The 17,086-nt window shown below is 66.2% G+C and carries 16 protein-coding genes; 6 read left to right on the forward strand and 10 right to left on the reverse strand.

All coding sequences use genetic code 11. The features are described 5' to 3' along the window. The first annotated feature begins 304 nt into the window (after positions 1 to 304). Complete coding sequence (locus IEJ02_RS16655; RefSeq protein WP_191065609.1) at positions 305 to 586, forward strand: hypothetical protein; 282 nt, start codon at positions 305 to 307, stop codon at positions 584 to 586. 210 nt (positions 587 to 796) lie between these two features. On the opposite strand, the gene IEJ02_RS16660 is transcribed toward IEJ02_RS16655, so the two are convergent. From IEJ02_RS16660 to IEJ02_RS16670, 3 genes are all read right to left on the reverse strand, one after another. Further along, complete coding sequence (locus IEJ02_RS16660) at positions 797 to 1,303, reverse strand: RDD family protein (protein ID WP_191065610.1); 507 nt, start codon at positions 1,301 to 1,303, stop codon at positions 797 to 799. Positions 1,304 to 1,539: 236 nt separating this feature from the next. Next, positions 1,540 to 2,124 (reverse strand): RDD family protein, encoded by a 585-nt coding sequence (locus IEJ02_RS16665; protein WP_191065611.1) that lies wholly within the window; start codon positions 2,122 to 2,124, stop codon positions 1,540 to 1,542. Positions 2,125 to 2,268: 144 nt separating this feature from the next. Beyond that, a complete protein-coding gene (locus IEJ02_RS16670; RefSeq protein ID WP_191065612.1) occupies positions 2,269 to 4,095 on the reverse strand; it encodes an RDD family protein in 1,827 nt (608 codons plus the stop codon). Between IEJ02_RS16670 and IEJ02_RS16675 the strand changes: the two genes are divergently transcribed. Beyond that, the gene (locus IEJ02_RS16675) at positions 4,094 to 5,869 is read left to right on the forward strand and encodes a recombinase family protein (RefSeq protein ID WP_191065613.1); all 1,776 of its coding nucleotides are present in this window, start codon (positions 4,094 to 4,096) and stop codon (positions 5,867 to 5,869) included. The genes IEJ02_RS16670 and IEJ02_RS16675 overlap by 2 nt on opposite strands. A gap of 80 nt (positions 5,870 to 5,949) precedes the next feature. Here IEJ02_RS16675 and IEJ02_RS48600 read toward each other — a convergent pair whose 3' ends face one another. The 7 genes from IEJ02_RS48600 to IEJ02_RS16705 all read right to left on the reverse strand — a co-directional run bounded on the left by IEJ02_RS48600 (position 5,950) and on the right by IEJ02_RS16705 (position 10,313). After that, complete coding sequence (locus IEJ02_RS48600; protein ID WP_317985817.1) at positions 5,950 to 7,422, reverse strand: replication initiator; 1,473 nt, start codon at positions 7,420 to 7,422, stop codon at positions 5,950 to 5,952. A 277-nt stretch (positions 7,423 to 7,699) separates the two neighbouring features. Continuing rightward, complete coding sequence (locus tag IEJ02_RS16680; protein ID WP_191065614.1) at positions 7,700 to 7,885, reverse strand: hypothetical protein; 186 nt, start codon at positions 7,883 to 7,885, stop codon at positions 7,700 to 7,702. After that, positions 7,878 to 9,143 (reverse strand): FtsK/SpoIIIE domain-containing protein, encoded by a 1,266-nt coding sequence (locus tag IEJ02_RS16685; protein WP_191065695.1) that lies wholly within the window; start codon positions 9,141 to 9,143, stop codon positions 7,878 to 7,880. Before IEJ02_RS16685 ends, IEJ02_RS16680 begins: the two co-directional genes overlap by 8 nt. Positions 9,144 to 9,223: 80 nt before the next feature. Next, positions 9,224 to 9,439, reverse strand: coding sequence for a hypothetical protein (locus IEJ02_RS16690; RefSeq protein WP_191065615.1), 216 nt, complete (start codon positions 9,437 to 9,439; stop codon positions 9,224 to 9,226). Beyond that, positions 9,418 to 9,612 (reverse strand): hypothetical protein, encoded by a 195-nt coding sequence (locus IEJ02_RS16695; RefSeq protein WP_191065616.1) that lies wholly within the window; start codon positions 9,610 to 9,612, stop codon positions 9,418 to 9,420. The genes IEJ02_RS16690 and IEJ02_RS16695 overlap by 22 nt, the downstream gene beginning before the upstream one ends. Before the next feature lie 32 nt (positions 9,613 to 9,644). Then, entirely contained in the window at positions 9,645 to 10,013 is a 369-nt protein-coding gene (locus tag IEJ02_RS16700; protein ID WP_223863954.1) for an SCO3933 family regulatory protein, read from the reverse strand. Positions 10,014 to 10,100: 87 nt separating this feature from the next. Then, on the reverse strand, positions 10,101 to 10,313 hold the full coding sequence (locus IEJ02_RS16705; RefSeq protein ID WP_191065617.1) for a hypothetical protein: 213 nt from the start codon (positions 10,311 to 10,313) through the stop codon (positions 10,101 to 10,103). A 159-nt stretch (positions 10,314 to 10,472) separates the two neighbouring features. Here IEJ02_RS16705 and IEJ02_RS16710 point away from each other — a divergent pair, with 159 nt between their 5' ends. The 4 genes from IEJ02_RS16710 to IEJ02_RS16725 all read left to right on the forward strand — a co-directional run bounded on the left by IEJ02_RS16710 (position 10,473) and on the right by IEJ02_RS16725 (position 17,049). After that, positions 10,473 to 11,258 (forward strand): GntR family transcriptional regulator, encoded by a 786-nt coding sequence (locus IEJ02_RS16710; protein WP_191065618.1) that lies wholly within the window; start codon positions 10,473 to 10,475, stop codon positions 11,256 to 11,258. 1,617 nt (positions 11,259 to 12,875) lie between these two features. Next, positions 12,876 to 14,045: a helix-turn-helix domain-containing protein gene (locus IEJ02_RS16715; RefSeq protein WP_191065619.1), complete on the forward strand. Its 1,170-nt coding sequence runs from the start codon at positions 12,876 to 12,878 to the stop codon at positions 14,043 to 14,045. 418 nt (positions 14,046 to 14,463) lie between these two features. Further along, on the forward strand, positions 14,464 to 14,850 hold the full coding sequence (locus IEJ02_RS16720) for a hypothetical protein (protein WP_191065620.1): 387 nt from the start codon (positions 14,464 to 14,466) through the stop codon (positions 14,848 to 14,850). Positions 14,851 to 16,107: 1,257 nt separating this feature from the next. Further along, the gene (locus tag IEJ02_RS16725) at positions 16,108 to 17,049 is read left to right on the forward strand and encodes a helix-turn-helix transcriptional regulator (protein WP_223863955.1); all 942 of its coding nucleotides are present in this window, start codon (positions 16,108 to 16,110) and stop codon (positions 17,047 to 17,049) included. Positions 17,050 to 17,086 lie beyond the last annotated feature (37 nt).

Raw genomic sequence — 17,086 nt, forward strand, 5'->3', positions numbered from 1 at the left:
TTTCCACACCAGTGCCGGACATTTGACCGGAGTGGCAGGAGAAAAGACAGACCTTGACTTGGACTGATGAGACAAGTACGTTCTGCGATCCCGACGTTCCGTTTAACGGACGGCAACGGGCGCGCCGTGCACGCCGGTTGGCACACCCGATGATTCCGTGCGCCCCCTGTGCAACGGCGCCGTGGGTGAGGTCACGCTTACTTCCGTTCCCCCTCGGGCATGCAGGACCGTAGAGTCAGGACTGACGGTGCACTTCAGCCTGACTCATGCCCCCTGCATATCGCCCTTGAGGACGGATCCCGCCATGCCGCGTCCGACTCCTGCACAGCTTGTCTATGGTTCGGCCACCGTCGTTCTCTCGACCTTCGCCATGCTGCTGCTCTCCCAGACCGAATCGGGGCTCGGGGTGGCGGTGGTGACCGTGGTCGGGCTGGTTCTCGGGCTCCTCGTCGCCGTCACCGTGCCGGTGGCCCGGATCTCCCGCACCGGCCGTACCCTCCGCGCCAGCCGCCCCGTGGCGGGGTCCGGACCGGCCGACCCGGCGCGGGCGCACGCCCGGGCGCACGCCGACTCACTGCGCGGCTGACGCCACAGGCTCACCGCACGGCTGACACCACAGGCTCACCCCACGGCTGACACCACAGCCTCACCGCACGGCTGACACCACAGGCTCACCCCACGGCTGACACCACAGCCTCACCGCACGGCTGACACCACAGGCTCACCCCACGGCTGACACCACAGCCTCACCGCACGGCTGACACCACAGGCTCACCCCACGGCTGACGCCACAACCTCACTGCACGGCTGACACCACGACGGTCCGCGCGGCCTTGTCGTGCAGACAGCGCTGGAACGGCTTGTCCCACAGCAGTGAGGCCGAGTTGACCAGCCAGAAGACCGTGCCGACCAGCAGCGGGATGAGCATCCCCGGCAGGACGTAGACCGCCGCGCGGACCCAGCCCTGACCGGCCGGCACATTCCCGTCGGACAGCATCGCCACCCGGATGCGCAGCGCCTTCTTGCCGAGCGTCTGTCCGCTGCGGGCCAGCATGACGCCCTCGTAGCCGAAGTAGAGCGCCATCGTGATGATGAGCGCGAGGGTCACCTTGCCCATGTCCTGCTCGCCCGGGTGGTCCATCGTGTACTGGAGCGCGCCGGTCGCCGTGAGCGCCACCGTCCAGATCGCGCCGAGGATGACGATGTCGATGAGCCGGGCGGCGAAGCGCTGACCAGGGGTGGCCAGCGGGGGCATCCCTGGGGGGATCACAGGCGGGGGCGAGGGCAGCGGGTCGGGGGCCATGCCCCGATTACATCAGCGGCCCCGGTGGGCCGGAAGGTCAGGGTGGCTCCTCCGGGGTCTCCGGGTGGCTCCTCGGGGGATAGGGTCCTTCTGACGGATCGACGGAAGTCGGCTGCGGTTCGGTGGCGCCCCAGAGGGGCGCGGGGCTGTGTCGATATGCGGCTCCGCCGCGTGGGACCGGCCACGACGGCGCCGCGGACGATCGACGGCAGGTCAGGGCACTTCCAGCGGAGCGCTTAGCGCACGGCCGAGACCACCAGGGTCTTGGCCGCCTTGTCGTGCAGGCACTGCCGGTAGGGCCGGTCCCAGGTGCACCACAACACATTGATCAGCCAGAAGAGGAAGCCGCAGCAGGGCACGATCTCGGGCAGGGCGTACACCCCGGCGCGCAGCCAGCCCGCCTGGCCGACCGGCGGCAGGCCGTTCTCCAGCATGGCGACCCGGATCCTCATCGCCTTCTTGCCGACGGTCTGGCCGTCCCGGGTCAGCATCAGCCCCTCGTAGAGGAAGTAGACCAGGACGTAGACCAGCGTGACGGTGGTCGAACGCGCGTTGCCCGCGACCGGGTCATAGCCCCCGGCGAGCGCGGTCACGACGAGCGCGAACGGGACGCCGACCAGCAGCGCGTCGATGATCCGGGCGATCAGACGGCGACCGAGGTGCGCGAGCGGGGGCATCCCGGCGTACGGCTCGGGCCCCGCGGCGTGATCCCCGAAGTCCCCGTACGGGGAGCCGTTCGCCCGCGGTCGTTTCGCGAACGGGTCGCTGCTGTCCCGGTCCCGGGGCTCGTCCGGCCCGGGCGGCGGCTGGTCGGTGCTCATGGCCCGAGTCGACCCCGGAGCCGGGACTGCCGCATCCGGCGCGCCCCGTTCGGGCGACCGGGATCGTCCATCCGCCGCAGCCGGGGCGGATGTTCGGTTCGGCGAAGGGCGGCTCAGTCGGCCGACGCTCGGTCGGCCGAGTGCTCAGTCGGCCGTCGCGACGAAGGTGCGGGCCGCCTTGTCGTGCCAGCACTGCCGCCACGGGCGGTCGAACAGGCACCACAACACGTTCAGCACGCCGATGACGAGCACCCCCAGCACCGAGTAGACCAGCCAGCGGCGCAGCGCGGCGCCGAAGGACGGGGTGTCGTGCTCCTCGATGTCCAGCACCCGCACCCCGCACAGCCGCTTGCCGAGGGTGCGGCCCCACTTGGCGGTCGGCAGCGCCTCCAGGACGACGCCGAGGACGAGCAGCAGACCGAGGACGATGCCCAGATAGCCACTGGTGGTGCCGTCCAGGAAGTAGACCGTGACGGTCTCGCCGCTTTGCTTGGCCGCCTCGACCTTCTCGTCGATGTGGTCGCTCGCCTTGCTCCACAGCGGGAACGCGACCGCTCCGACGACGCCGAGCAGCACGACCGAGTCGATCAGCCGGGCGGCGAGGCGACGGCCGAGCGAGGCGGGCCGACCCTCGGCCTGGGCGGCCCGCAGGAAGGGGTTGTCGACGGGCGGCTTCCAGGGGATGACGCCCTCGGGCGCGCCCGGACCCGCGCCGTGCGGGGCCGCCTGGGGAGTGTGCGGGGCGGCCTGCGGCGGGCTCTGTGGCGGGCCGGGCCGCTGGGCGAACTGCCCCTGCGGCTGCCAGGCCGGGCCGCCGCCCTGGGCGGGGATACCGCCGAAGGGCTGCTGGGGTTGGTGCGGCTGCGGGGGCTGATGGGGCTGGTGTGTCTGCGGAGGCTGCTGGGGCTGGTGTGAGGGCTGGGGCTGGGCCGGGGGTGCCGCTTCGGCGCCCTTGCGTGCGCCGCCGCGGCCGATGGCCCGGATCGCCATCGTCCCGTCATCCCGCCCGGCGGTCTGACCCCGACCTTGGTCCTGCCCCCGGCCCTGGCCTTGGTCCTGTCCCTGGCCGTGGCCCTGAATCTGCCCCCGGCCCTGCCCCTGACTCTGGTCCTGCCCCTGACCGGTCGTGGGTGGCGCTCCGCCGCCGCGCCCCACCGCGCGGAACGTCATCGTCCCCTCACCCGCCGGAGCGGGCGTCTCGCCCTCGTCCGCCGGGGGCAGCTCCGGGGCCCGGCGGACGGGCGGCAGGGCCTGGGTCGAGCGGTCGGCCGTGCGCCCGCTCCCGCCCGCGCGCATGGTCAGCGTGCCGTCGTCGCGCCCGGCGTCCTCGCCCGGACCCGCGCGCCGCGGGTCGGGCACCCCGGCCCGCTGCCCGCCACCGGCCTGCCCACCACCGGGCTGGGCGCCACCAGACTGCCCGCCACCGGGCTGGGCGTCGCCGGGGGCGTCCGGCGCCGCGCCCCAGGAGACCCGGCGGTCCTGCTCACCGCCGAACCCGCCCTGCTGGGCGGCGTCCGCGTGCCAGGCCGACCCGGCGTCGGGGCGGGCGCCGTGCAGCCGCTGGGGATCGTTCCAGTCCACGGACGCCGGGACCCCGCCGGGCGGCACCGGCTGGGCCCCCATGCCACCGGCCGCCGCCCCGGGCGGCCCGCCCGCGCCCCGGACGTCCATCTCGGCGCTCCGGCGCAGCTCGGGCAGCGCGCTGCCGGTCTCCTCCGCGGCCCGCGGCGCCGGATCCTCGTCCAGGAACATCGGGCCCGTCTCGTCCGGCGGCGGGCTGATCACCTGGGTGTGGGTGACCCCGGGCGGCGGCGCGGGCATGGCCTCGCCCTCGGCCGGGGCGGGACGGCTGGTGCCGGGCACCCAGGCGGCGCCGTTCCAGTAACGGATGTAGCCAGGGATGGACGGATCAGGGTAGTACCCCACCCCGGGCATTTCTGCCGAACCCCCGCCACTAGGAGGCGTCGCCATGTCCCCTACTCCCTTCACGGCCAACACGCTTGACCTGTCCGCCGTATCCGGCATCGACGACCCGATGATCACGCAGCTACGCGAGCGAGGCCGCACGACCACCCTGGACCTCTCTGCTGGCTATGCGCAGTACGTACCACAGCGACCGGGCGGATACCTACGCCTGTCCATGCACGACATTAACGAAGACCGAAGGGCCAGGAAGGAGGCTAGTGGGCGAAAGAGTGCGATCGAACGGCAGACCGAGGACATCGAGGCCAAGCGCCAGGCACTCGGGTGGGGCCCGTTCGCCGATCTCTACATAGACGACGACACCAGCGCCTACAAGAAGAAGAGGATCACTCGTCCTGACGGTGGGGTGGATTGGGTGGTTCTTCGCAAAGACTTCCAGCGAATGCTGAAAGACCTACTCAATGGCGTAATTGACGGAATCATCTTCTATGACTTGGATCGCCTAGTTAGGCAACCGAGGGATCTCGAAGACCTCGCGAACGTCGTCAACGAAGTGAAACGACCCGCAATCGGAGCAACCAGCGAGCTTAATCTAGTCAGGGAATCCGACTGCAATATGGCGCGCGTCATGTGCGTCATGCTGTTGAAGCAGTCTCAGGACACCGCCCGACGCGTTGCCCGAGACACATTAGCGGCAGCCGAGGTAGGAATTCCTATAGGCCGCCTCGGTTACGGATGGGTGCGCAAAGGGGAGGACGCAGGTACGAAGATCGAGGAAGAGGCAGAAGTCGTAAGGCGCATCTTCCATGAGCTAGTGGAGAAGAACGGCACTCCGTCGTCCATCACACGAGGACTGACCCTTTCAGGAATCCCCTCTCCGGGCGGAGGCGATTGGACCACGGCCACAGTCAAACTCATTCTCTCGAATCCTCGATACGCGGGAATGGTTCTCTACAGCGGACGCCATCGACTCGAACCATCGAAGCAGCACGACGGAATGTCCAAACTGCTCACCGACGAGAACGGGAATCCCGTAATGGGAACCTGGGATGAAATCGTGTCCCCACAAACATGGTTCAAAGCCCAGGGCATCCTCAAAGCGCGCCAAGAGCAGAATGGAGTAGACACCACACCCGTCGGAGGGCATGAGTACGGAAAGTACCTCCTGACAGGGATCGTGCGCTGCTACAAATGCAAGAAGCCCATGGAGGGCCGCTGGAATGGACAGGTGAAATACCACGTGTACCGTTGTCCGTCGCGCGGCCGGAACGGCGCATGCGGCTCAACCTCGCGAAAGATGGAACCGCTTGACGATCTCATAAACATACTCATGGAAGAATTTCTAGTAGAGAAGCTAGGGGTCTCGCTCAACGAGAGCGAGGAAGAAGATGAGGAGAGCATCGAGCAGCGCGCCCAACTAGAGGCGCAGAAAAGTGCAGCGATCGAGGAGAAGGAGCAACTTAAAGGAAAGTGGGAGCGCGGAGAACTCTCTGACGTTGGGTGGTCAAATGAGGATTACTACGAACACATCGGAGTGATATCGAGGAAGATTCGAGAGCTTATCGAGAAACTCGAAGACCTAGGTTCCGCCCCTGACCCCCAAGCAGTAGAGAGCGACCTCATGCTATGGAGGTCAGGGAACAACGTTGAGAAGCGCGCGATAATCAAGCGCTACATGAAACACATACAGCTTCTCAAAGGGCCAAAAGGTCGAGGGAAATTCGACCCGGATACCGTAATTCCTATCTGGCGGGAGCAGGGGAGTCGCCCCGCTGACCAAACCCCCGCAGAAGCGACCGCAGATGTGCCCGCTCCTCGTTAGTTAGATCCGGAGCACGCGCCAAATGGCGAGCCACCCAAGCGCGCACGGCAGGATCATTGCGATTGAGCCTGCCGTGCCGCTCAGTCATAACCCCGCCTTCCCTCTTCACTACTTAGCTCAGAGCGGCCTACGTCACGGTTGCGGGAAAGGTCTTGCGAAACACCCGCTGCTATCTCTGCCTCAGCGGGTGTATGTCCCGACCGCACGTATCTCCACGCGGACTCAATTTCCGTAGGCACATCAGTCGTAACTGAGCCGCCAGCCGCTTTCGTCTTTCGGTATTCAGCACGGACGGCGCGCAGTTGCTCATAGGTAGTGGAGTAGCGCCGCGACTTGGTGAGCACGTGGCCCCGGTAGCCGAGTGCATGAGCCCACAGACGCAGGCGCAGCGGGGCCAGCTCGACTACGCCGCCCAGGCGCCAGCAGGTGCCCATGAGGGCGCGCACATGGGGGCTGACCCGCAGCCGACCGATCTCATCTGCGGACGTGATGCGCCGGTCAGTGCCTCCCACTTCCCCAACGCTCTTGGACACGTATTTCGCGATGTACGCCGCAACGGCCTCATCGGTCACCGGCATGCCGTCAACCTCCGAATGCGCACTGTGGATCGCGTGTACGTCGATCTCAGCGCCCCAACGGATGACGTGCTCCCCCAGGCCCGGGGCGTATGGCGTACGGGTCTCTGCCGCCTCTACAGCGCTCCGGACGACCGACTCAAGAATCTCCGCCGTGACCGCAGCAGGCGGAGGGTCCTCGGGCCCGGAAGGGCCATCGACACGCACCACGGCATGCAGGTGGATAGCTCCACGCTTCTGGTATTCGGCCACCTTGGCAAACGAGACGCGAAGATGGGAATTGAGTGTTCTTTGTGTAATTCCCATAGCCGCTGCAAGGTGACGCCGGATCAGTATCGTGGTCCGATTCCAGAGCGCCCCTGCCTTTGCATGCCAGAGCACATGGGCCGCGTAGTCGTAACACCGACTACATATCGGCTGTCCGACTCTTGGGTCAGCTTCGGAATGAACCTGATTACAGCCGACCGGCCTTCCATGCGGGCATTCCCCGCCGTCGCGTCGAGCACGGCACTTTCGGTCCCTTGAGTCTGTGGTTCTGTGTACGGCACCGAATCCAGGCGCTGTCAGAGTGACGAACAGTCGAGGATGCCCGGAAACCGTCGAAGGGACTTCCTTGCCGCCCACGAGCCCGGCCCGCACCAAATGAAATGTGTCGCCAGCGTGAATACGCGAGCATGGCGCGCAGCGTGACTCACGCCGATTCCCGCACCGCAGGGCCAACACCCCGCCCGGTTCATCAGCGGTGGTGTAGACGCGCATTACGGCACCTGTGACAGCGTTGCGGGTTGTCGTCTGCCCAGCTAGGTAGATGGGGTCAGCGCAGCCGCCGATGTTGTGGATTTGATCGAGCCACCGCCGAAAACCGGGGGTGCCGACCAGTCGAATCATGTCGCGTTCAGTCTCTGAGAGCGTGCGCAGGCGCTCCGCGATTTCGAGTGCGGAGCGCCGGGCACGAGGGGTGTCCCAAGGGGACGTCATGCGGCGGTGCCCTTTCTCGTCGGTAGTCCGCCGCCATGGCGGAGAGACGGTCAGTGGTCAGGTACACGGGCATTGCTCCTCTAGGGTTTGAGCTGGGGATTGTCACGCTGGGTTCGCGCCGGCCGTCACGGTCAGCTATCAGGCGTCAGCCCCCGGGCGGACGACGCCGACAGCAGCGACACCGCCTCAGACGGCCGCCCCGAGTGCGTTGGCGCCGCCGACCGCAGGCACGGCACCTCACATACAGGTGAGGCATCTTGCTCCCTCCCTGGGACAGTTATTTCTGGTAGACCGCCCACTGCAAGAAGTCCGTGATGGTCAGCCCCGGAGTGGTGCTTGCCATGGTGAATCCCCAGAGGAAGAAAAGCGCGCCGACCCACCAGACGACTTCTCGGGACCGGAGGATCAGAATGCAGAGCAGACCAACGGCGATTGCGATTGGCATTGCCTGTGCTTCAGTCATTTCCGCCCACCTCCTTATTCATTGCGTCCATGGCCCGTACCAGCGCGGGCATATCCGGTGTCCGATCGGCATACCGCGCCGCGATTTCCCGAGCATCGGCGGTAGTGGTCAGTCGGGACCGCACACGGGACCAGGTGCCGCCTACCGTCGTAATGGCGACCCCTTGCTCTTCCTCAGTGATCACTTGGGCCGCTACGACCGCGTCCTCTGCCAGGTCACCCAGGGCCATTTCTGCGGTCTGCTGGTCATGCACTCGGTGGCAGATACGGCCGCCGAGCTGAGCGCGCAGAGCAGTTACCCCGGCCCCCAGCTCGGAGCCCATGCGCTGCCCGGCCACCACGAGATGGATGCCCAGGGCCGCCCCGAGCTGGCCCAGCCGGAGGAGAGCCGTTGAGCACTCGGCCGCCTCTTGCCGACTGACCCGCGAACCATCGACCAGGTACAGCTCAGCCAGCTCATCAACCAGGAGCACGACTGGCACCGGCCGCACGTGCTCAGGCAGTTCCCAGATGGACCGGGCACCAGCCCTACGGCAGACGGCCATGCGGTCTTGCGCCTCATCGAGGAGCGCCACCAGGAGCGCCAGCGCCTCTGTCCGGCTACAGGCCAGCGCGGACAGCCGACGCTCGAACAGCGACAGCTCCATGCCGCCTTTGCAGTCGATCCCGACGAGCGCTACCGGCTGCGGTGCGAGTTCGGCCACCAGGGACGCAAGCAGGGTGCTTTTCCCGGATTGGGTCGCGCCGACCACCAGCCAGTGCGGCACCTGCCGCATGTCGAGAGTCCAGCCCATGCCCAGCTCTGTACGGCCCACCTGTGCGGCAAGTATCCGCCCCGGGTAGCGCTTCGGCTCGGTGCCCTCATCGGTCAGGGGGTCTCGCCAGGTGGCAGTGATCGTCACCTCACCCCGCCGAAACGAGACCACGCGAACGGCATGCATCCGCCAGGCGTGCGCCATGGCTGGTGCCGCTTCGATGTACGGAATCGGTGTCTGTCCGGGATGCAGTTGCACCCGCACGACCAGGCCGTCTCGTGTAGGACGCGGCAGCCCCAGCCGGGGCGGGATCATCCGCACTGCCCGACCCATCACGATCAGTTCGCGACCGACCAGAGCACGCGGCGGCTGACGCTGCACCGCCAGGTCCGCGTTCCTGGTGAACCGGCGCCAGGTGAACCGCATCCTGAACCACGCAGCAGGGAAGCCACCCAGGTACCACCGCCACGGCAGCGCTCCCAACCGGCGCAGCCCACGAGGCATCGAGGGCAGCCGATGTTCCCAGCGCGCCTGTGTCACGAAGGCCAGCAGGAGGAGCAGCCAGACCGTCAGCTCCCACGGCATCAGTGATCACCTCCCCGGTCACCACTGGCGTCCTGACGGAGCGTCAGGAGCATGGTTCGCGCATCGTTGGCGGCCTGCTGGGCAGTGCGCGCCGTGAGTGCCATGATCTCGGCGACCAGCGAGCCGCCTTCCATGGCCGTCAGCAGGTCATCACAACCGCTCAGCAGGCGGAGATTCTGCATCAGGCGCTTCACTACGACGTCGGACGAGTCCACCACTTGTACCCCCCACTTCCAGAGCGCGCGATCATGGTCTGAGCGAGATTCGCGACCGCCAGCGCGACCCGCGCCAGCCGCTCACGAGCACCCGCGTCCATCTGGTCGAAGTCGGCCCGGTCCATCTGGTTGGCCAGCTCCCGCACGTGCCGCCGCAGGTCTGTCCAGTCCACGGCGGCCAGTCGAAGCTCGGACGGATCAGGCATCACCCGTCACCGCCAGACTTGGCCCGGCCCGCGACCGGCGCCGCCTTCCCCCCGCTCTCCGCAGGGGTGATGGCCACAGCGCGGTAACTGGTGCCGCGCCGACCGTCGATCTCCCAGGCCACCGCGACCAGGTCCTGAATCAAGACCCGCATACCTTCCGCGACGGCCGGAGCCTCGCCCGGCACGACGACCTCAATGACATCCGCCCGCCGGGATTCCGGCTGACGGACCGAGACGCCGACCACGTACAGCCGCCGTCCCTCCCGATCCGTGCGGATCTCTCCTGTCTCTCGATTCACCCGAGGCTCAGGCGGAACAACGCACATCAGTGCACCGAGACGCGCCACGTCCACAGGGATGGTTTGCAACAGAGTTCACCTCTCTCCTAGATCTCATGAGCACACCGGTATGGAGCTGACGAGGGGCCGGGATTCGTTCACCGGCCCCGCCACGCGTCAGCGACCGAGCTTCGAAAGCACCACGTCAAGGCAGCCGCCCGGCAGATCCACCACCGCATCGAAGTCGGCGAGGGTCACACCATGTCGCTCAGCGGCTTTGAGCATGTCCACGAGCAGAGCAGTCGCGACTGCACGCTGAGCGGCCGTAACGGGACCGCCCCAGCGATGCACATCCGCCACACGGTCAGCGGGAGTGAGGTTTTGGAACACGGCCATCCTCCATCAGCTCATCCGGTTATTACTCGTACCAATGAGTGAGCATGAGGCATCTTGACCGCATAGGGCAAGCACTTATTCTGATGAGTGCACGTCCCCACCTCCATAACCGAGCCGAAGCCCAGCCGGGCCAGACCCCGAGGAGCACGCACCATGCCGGGACGCAGCCACAGCACCGACGCCCAGCAGTTGCACAGCGAACCCCGCTACCGCCAGCTCGCGCGGATCCTGGCCGACGCCATCGCAGAGGGCGAAGAGGGCGACTATCCCCCAGGCAGCCAACTGCCGTCCGAAACGGAGTTGCTGGAGCGATACGCCGTCTCTCGCAACACGGTGCGCCAGGCAGTTGCCGAGCTACGCCGGATGGGACTTGCGGTCAGCCAGCAGGGCAAAGGGACCTACGTCCGCCAGGAGCCCGAGCAGACCCACGCGATCAAGCGGACGTTGATCCGCAAGGGCAAGCGGCTGGAGCTCGGCCATCCAGGGTTCGCCAAGGCCGAGACAGTCACCGTCACGCGCGGCCACGCACGCGGCATCATCGCCCGTCTCATCGGCCGAGGCGCCATCCACACTCTCACGGCGGAACGGCTGATCATCGATGAAGACACCGGAGTCCGGGCCGCCGCCCTCAGCGTGATCCCGTTCGACATCGCCGACGAGGTACCCGCCCTTGCGGAACGTCCCGACGCCCACCCCGAAGAGCTGTACGCCATGCTCACCGCCGCCGGACACACGCTCTCCTTCTGGGAGAACGTGACGGCCCGATCCGCGCGCCCGGACGAGCAAGCCGCCCTCGGCATGGCCGACACGATCCTGATCACGCACCGCGTGACCGAGGACCAGAACGGCCGCGCGTTGCTCGTGGAGGAGCTGCGCATGAGCGCCGAGTCCGCCAGCCTCAGCTACCGCATCACCCCAACAACGCCCAAGCGCGGCTAACGCGTCTAGATCTTCTTTACTTACTCAAGGGCGCGCCTAGCGGCGCGCCGGGCGGCCAGGCCGCCCCGGACGGCTGCGGCCTAGCGGCCGGTCCGTCCGGACGCCCCGCCGCCCGACACACGCACTCGGCCCCAGATCAGCAAGAAGCCCCCGCATGCCGCGCGGGGGCTTTCCTCATGCGTTCGCGGACAGGCGGATCCGTCCCGCGGCTTCCATGAGCCACCGCGCCGACCAGCCCGTTCCAGGTGTCGCTCAGCTGTCCCGCCTAGCAGCCCTCACCAGGCTCCGCGCCGGACACATGCCACTCAGCAGGTGCACGTGTCCGCGTGGTCGCGGGCAGCGAACCGAGATGGCGCGAAGCCGGGATTCATCTTGCGGCGGCCGCACCCCGTGCACGTCACCCACTCACGGCCCCGCTTGTCTTTCTCGACTCGCACCGTGCCGCGCCCACGAGTCCGTAACGGCCGTTCTGGCTTGCGCCTTTCACCGAAGAACCTCATGCCGACCTCCCTATGTCGTTCGGTCTCTGGCCATGCTCCAAGCCATCTGCCCCCGCAGCAAGGGGCACTCCGCAGCATCCGTCAGGGCTGATGCGTCGTGGCTGGGGCCGACGGCCTACGCGGCTTTTTAGGCAGCCACCACGGGGCGAGCCTCTAAGAACAGGGGGCCGATCGGTCGCAAACGCGGGCAGGATCACAGACCCGCCCGATTCGCCGGGCCAGCGTAAGGCCCCCTGTTCTCTCGCCCCGTGGCAGCTCCCGCCCAAAAAGCCGCTACGGCCGGCGGCGGTGCCCACCTGCACCGATCCAGCACCGCGCGCTCAATCAACAACCAGCCGACCGCCCAGGCTGCGCCCCCGCGCCGCGCCTGAGCACATCAGCCACCCGCCGTACCGCCTCGGGACTGGCCCGACCCGCAAACCTGACCACGGGCCGACCCACGCCATCCGTGCTCGGTGTCAGCACCACATCACCTCTGCTCACACACCCACCGTCCACGGCAGCCAGCGCGTCAGTCAGGGCATCCGTTGCGTCCCGAGCCTCGCGCCACGCCGCCACGTACCGAGCTTCCGGCACCCATACAACCTCTTCCGGCTGCTCCGCCTCTTGCGGCCGCTGATGCTCATCCCACTCAGGGTCACGATCGCCCACCGCAGTGGTCACCTCCCCAGGCCGACATCCAGCCCCGCACACACGATCCAATATGACCGACATCACTCCTGTCACGTACGACACTCGGACATCACTACCATCCGACGCGACACGCGTACGGTCTGTGCACGTTGAGCCCGAAAGAGAGGGTTTCTGTGAGGACACCGCTACCGCACCCCCGGATGCCCACACAGCCCCATTAACGCCACCAGCACGAGAAACCACATCACCAACCCCGGCCGCCAATAGAACATGATCACTGCCTCTCTACTCGAAGAGAGCCGACCACTCGTCTGGTCGTCACTCGTCCCAATGAGTTGCCAGCATGCGACCACCGCTCAGGCACGGTCAACCATGTATCGAGAAGGGCGAGCACCCATCACCCGAATTACTGATCTTCATGGGATTCAAGGTCGCGCCCCTCTTGACGTATCGCTTCTCAGTGGCTAGGCCCTACCCTGGCCATATGGGCAATGTGGGCAAGACGTTGAAAGCCGCGAGGAAGCAACGAGGCCTGACGCAGGGCGAGTTGGCCAAGGCATCTGGCGTATCAATCTCGATCATCCGGAAGCTTGAGCAAGGCGATCGGGCCACCGCCCGAATGGAGACGCTGCGCATGCTCGCCGCCGCTCTTCAAGTCACCACCACGCAGCTCATGAACGGCCCCAAAGCTGAAGGGCCAGTGGTCGGCACCGAAGAGCGATGGGAAGCCGTCAGGAGTGCGCTCGTACTTCCCCCACCGCCCCGGGAACTAGACGACGAGCCGCCCACCATAGCCGGGGTCAAAAGGGCGCTTGATGACTCCGTACCGCTCTTCGCGAAAGACAAATTCGGCGAGCTTTCCACAGTGCTACCCGGAATGCTTCGGGACGCCGATGCCCTCGGGACCGAGGGACGTAGCATCCGCGCAAGGCTCTTGCAGCTATCCGGATGGCTCATGGTGGCAACGCGCCAGTTTGACCTGGCTGACGTAGCCCTTCAGCGCGCAATGGATGGCGCAGCCGATCCCATGGATGGTGCGGCAACAGCGAACATCAAATGCTGGTTGCTACTCCGGCAAGGCAAATTGGAAAGCGCGCTAAACCTCGCTGTCGAGTGGGCCGACGAAATCGAACCACGGCCAAGCCGCGCGACGCCAGCAGAACTGAGCACCTGGGGTTGGATGCTCCTTCGCCTCTCAGCCGCAGCAGTGCGAAATCAAGAACCGGATACAGCTGAGCACGCAATGCGACTGGCCCAGGGAGCCGCAGTCATGCTCGGCCGCGAGCACACGCCAGAGAATGACTTTCTCATGACCTTTGGCCCCACCACGGTCAAACTCAAGACGGCCGAGAACGCCAGCGTCACGAATCGGCCAGACGTTGTGCTCCGCCTCGCTCAAAAGATCCCTGTATCGACACTCAGGGCGACAAGCAACAACAGGAATCGCCACCTGTTGGACGTGGCCGATGCGTACGTGAAGACGGGCGAGTACGCAGAAGCGTTCGACAAGCTGTCAGAGATTCGAGCCTCTTCCCCGGAATGGCTCCCCAACCAGACGTACGCCCGTACGGTGATGCGCCGGATCGTTGAGGGGCGCAGGACGCTAACCAGCGAGATGCGCGACATGGCGACAGCCATACATCTCGACCTCTAAACGATCACTTGTGGCACTTCTAACTGACGGATAGTCAAACTGCCACAGACATTCCCATAGTCGCTCCCTAACGTTTCGTCACTCAGGAACGAGACGTAAGGGGGTGAGCAGTAGTGACGAGCGAGCACACCAGGTCAGCTCCGGTCCCTCTGCCTGCTCCCGTTCCGGAACCGGCCCCCGTAGAAGGCTGCGAAGTATGCGGGGCGCTGGCCAGAGAACGGGAAGCCGCGAGGGCCTTAGGAAACGACTGGAAGGTCACTTCCCGCAGTAGGGAAATCGCGGCGCACCGTATGGGAGGTGCATCGTGAAGCACGTAGACCGGGAAACGGTCAGCGGCGTGGTCGTGGTATTGGTCGGATTCATGCTCATCGCGGGGATCATTACCCTTGCCATGACCGGGCGACTGTGAGGGAGGAAAATGCTCCTCCCTGAGAACATCGACAAACGGACAGAAGTAGACCAAGCCTGGCGCGCGTATCTTGGCCACGCCGCTTTGTGCTCGGCGCCCAAAGGGCAGGATGAATGTCCGGACTGCAAGAGCCTGCATGACACGTACCGTCACGCACTTCGCGGCTACCGTTTTGTCGGTATCAGCGACCTCTCGCAATCTGAACACTCTGACCAAGGGAATCGGCCGACGATACCCCCTTCTCTCGGAACGCCGGAAATCTGGGTGCCGGTGACGCTTCAGGAAAGCGATAAGACCGTGCACAAGATGCGCGACGGGAAAACAAAATGCGGGAAGACCGGAAGGATACGCCAGTGGGCACGCACCGTTAACTGCCCCGGCTGTCTCGCCGAATAGCGCCCGCTCCTGCCGGACGCATCGAATTCGGGGCTCCCCAAACCTTGGCATTCGTTTTCCCGGCAGGAGCGGGTACCACCGAAAGGCTAATTCCCAGTGCCTCAATGGGTAGGTTTGCTCAAACCAAGAAGCGGACCAGTAGATCCCAGTTCATGCAACCTATGCGCCTCACTGCGAGACAAGCTCTTGGAATCGCACCAAGAACGCGACACTCGCCAGATTTTCATGATGCTGACGCTCATGGAATTGCACGCGAGTTTCGGTCACCCAAATGACACCCGCCGACTAGCAAAAACGGAGATGGAAGAAAGTGGCCAGCAACAAGAGGTTTACCGTCAAGGCTGCCAAGACCGAAGCAAGCCGAGCCCCAGGGCGCAAGGCACAACAGGTCGCACAGCAAAGTCACCTTGCCGACCGATACGTAAGGCAGGCACATGTCTGCGACGAGGACTGTGACGACCCCTGCCCGATCAAGTAGCCCGCATATGGCAGAGCCCAGATTCAGGTTCGGCATCCTGGTGATGCTGATCACCACGACATTCGCCCGACGGCCCCGAGGGCGCCATGCAGCCACGAAACGCATGACAACCCCGCCCAGGGCCGACAAGCCCGCTCCACCGCCTCCACGGCTCGATGACACGCTCCGACTGCCACGCGTAGCCGCCAGCGTGGAACCACTTGTGCAAGCAGGGCCGCTGGTACGCCCCTACGTGATCATGCACGAGCGCTCACAGGAAACGGCACGCCACCGAGGGAACGACACGATGAGCTATTGATCAACAGGCACCGGCCACACGAGCCCGGCAGCAGCAAAAGGGGCGTCCCACGGGGCGCCCCTTCTCATATCCGCAGGTCAGAGCGGTCTCAGAAAATAGCCGGTTAGGCGTACGAAGGATCAGGATAAAAGCCAGGGATGGAGCTGCCGTCCGCGGATCCTGAGGTAGGGGCGCTCATGATCTCCGATGTCCCATATCTGCTCGGCCGTGCTGTACTGCGCTGCGCCTTTGCGGTGCCTCGCGGTGGGGGTGGGGCGTAAGCAGTTTGCCGTACAGGAGCCGCAGTGCAACCCGGAGCGCGCGGTCAAGGTCTATCAGACCGGCCCGCGGGCACCAGCCCACCGCTCCCGCCACCACTCTCCCGTGCGAGCGCCACGAAGCCATGCGAGCGGCGACGGCCCGCATGGCCCCGCCCGGCCTAGGTTCAGCAGACCTACTCTGGCACGCTCAGATGCCTTTTCCGTTGCCAATACTGGAACCCATGGACCGCAACACCGAGCTCAGTGAGTTCCTGCGGAGCCGCAGGGCACGATTGAGTCCTGGCGACGCGGGCGTGAGCGTGAGCAACGACAGCCCCCGTCGGGTGCCGGGGCTGCGCCGCGAGGAGCTGGCGCAGCTGGCCGGGGTGAGCACGGACTACTACACGCGTCTGGAGCAGGGCCGTCACCTCAATGTGTCGGAGACGGTGCTGGACGCCGTGGCCCGCGCTCTTCAGCTGAACGAAACCGAACGTGCGTACCTCTTCGAGCTGACCCGGCCGCGCCCCCGGCGCACGGTGCGCCGCCGGCCGCCCCGCCCCCAGCGGGTGCGACCCGGGGTGCACGCGCTGCTGCGCACGCTGGACGGGGTCTCACCGGCCTTCGTCCTCGGGCGCAGGGGCGATGTCCTGGCCTCCAACCGGCTGGCCCGGGCGCTGATCATCGACTTCGAGGCGCTCCCGTACCACGAGCGGAACATGGCACGTTTCATGTTCCTCGACGAGGCGGCCCGTTCGCTGTGGCCGGAGTGGGAGACGGTCGCGGCGGAGATGGTGGCGTCCCTCCGGCTGGAGGCCGGGCGGCATCCCGACGATCCCCGGCTGACCGAGCTCGTGGGCGAGCTCACGATCAAGAGCCCTGAGTTCCGTACGTGGTGGGCCGACCACGACGTGCGGGAGAAGACCCACGGCGTCAAGCTCTACCACCATCCGGTGGTCGGGGACATGACGCTGGCCTACGAGAACGTGACCGTGCCCGGCGATCCCGACCAGGCCCTGTGCATCTACACGGTCGAGCCCGGCTCCCCCTCCGAGGCGGCCCTGCGGCTGCTGGCGAGCTGGACCGCGACTCCGTCGGCCGATCCTTCGGCGCCCTCGTCCGGTCCGTCCGCGCCCTCGTCCGAAGCGCGTCCTTCGAGGGGACCGTCCTCCGACCGCTCCCCCTGACCTCACCCCCTTCCCCCGCACACCCTCCCCTCTTCCC

The organism is Streptomyces sp. 5-10 (genome assembly GCF_014712245.1).
Lineage (GTDB): Bacteria > Actinomycetota > Actinomycetes > Streptomycetales > Streptomycetaceae > Streptomyces > Streptomyces violaceusniger.

What these genes read in the sequence shown, in the direction of transcription:
- IEJ02_RS16725 (WP_223863955.1), top strand. Translation starts at nt 16,108, where the DNA reads ATGGACCGCAACACCGAGCTCAGTGAGTTCCTGCGGAGCCGCAGGGCA.
- IEJ02_RS16660 (WP_191065610.1), bottom strand. Translation starts at nt 1,303, where the DNA reads ATGGCCCCCGACCCGCTGCCCTCGCCCCCGCCTGTGATCCCCCCAGGG.
- IEJ02_RS48600 (WP_317985817.1), bottom strand. Translation starts at nt 7,422, where the DNA reads ATGACGTCCCCTTGGGACACCCCTCGTGCCCGGCGCTCCGCACTCGAA.
- IEJ02_RS16665 (WP_191065611.1), bottom strand. Translation starts at nt 2,124, where the DNA reads ATGAGCACCGACCAGCCGCCGCCCGGGCCGGACGAGCCCCGGGACCGG.
- IEJ02_RS16710 (WP_191065618.1), top strand. Translation starts at nt 10,473, where the DNA reads ATGCCGGGACGCAGCCACAGCACCGACGCCCAGCAGTTGCACAGCGAA.
- IEJ02_RS16720 (WP_191065620.1), top strand. Translation starts at nt 14,464, where the DNA reads ATGCTCCTCCCTGAGAACATCGACAAACGGACAGAAGTAGACCAAGCC.
- IEJ02_RS16715 (WP_191065619.1), top strand. Translation starts at nt 12,876, where the DNA reads ATGGGCAATGTGGGCAAGACGTTGAAAGCCGCGAGGAAGCAACGAGGC.
- IEJ02_RS16680 (WP_191065614.1), bottom strand. Translation starts at nt 7,885, where the DNA reads ATGACTGAAGCACAGGCAATGCCAATCGCAATCGCCGTTGGTCTGCTC.
- IEJ02_RS16675 (WP_191065613.1), top strand. Translation starts at nt 4,094, where the DNA reads ATGTCCCCTACTCCCTTCACGGCCAACACGCTTGACCTGTCCGCCGTA.
- IEJ02_RS16655 (WP_191065609.1), top strand. Translation starts at nt 305, where the DNA reads ATGCCGCGTCCGACTCCTGCACAGCTTGTCTATGGTTCGGCCACCGTC.
- IEJ02_RS16670 (WP_191065612.1), bottom strand. Translation starts at nt 4,095, where the DNA reads ATGGCGACGCCTCCTAGTGGCGGGGGTTCGGCAGAAATGCCCGGGGTG.
- IEJ02_RS16685 (WP_191065695.1), bottom strand. Translation starts at nt 9,143, where the DNA reads ATGCCTCGTGGGCTGCGCCGGTTGGGAGCGCTGCCGTGGCGGTGGTAC.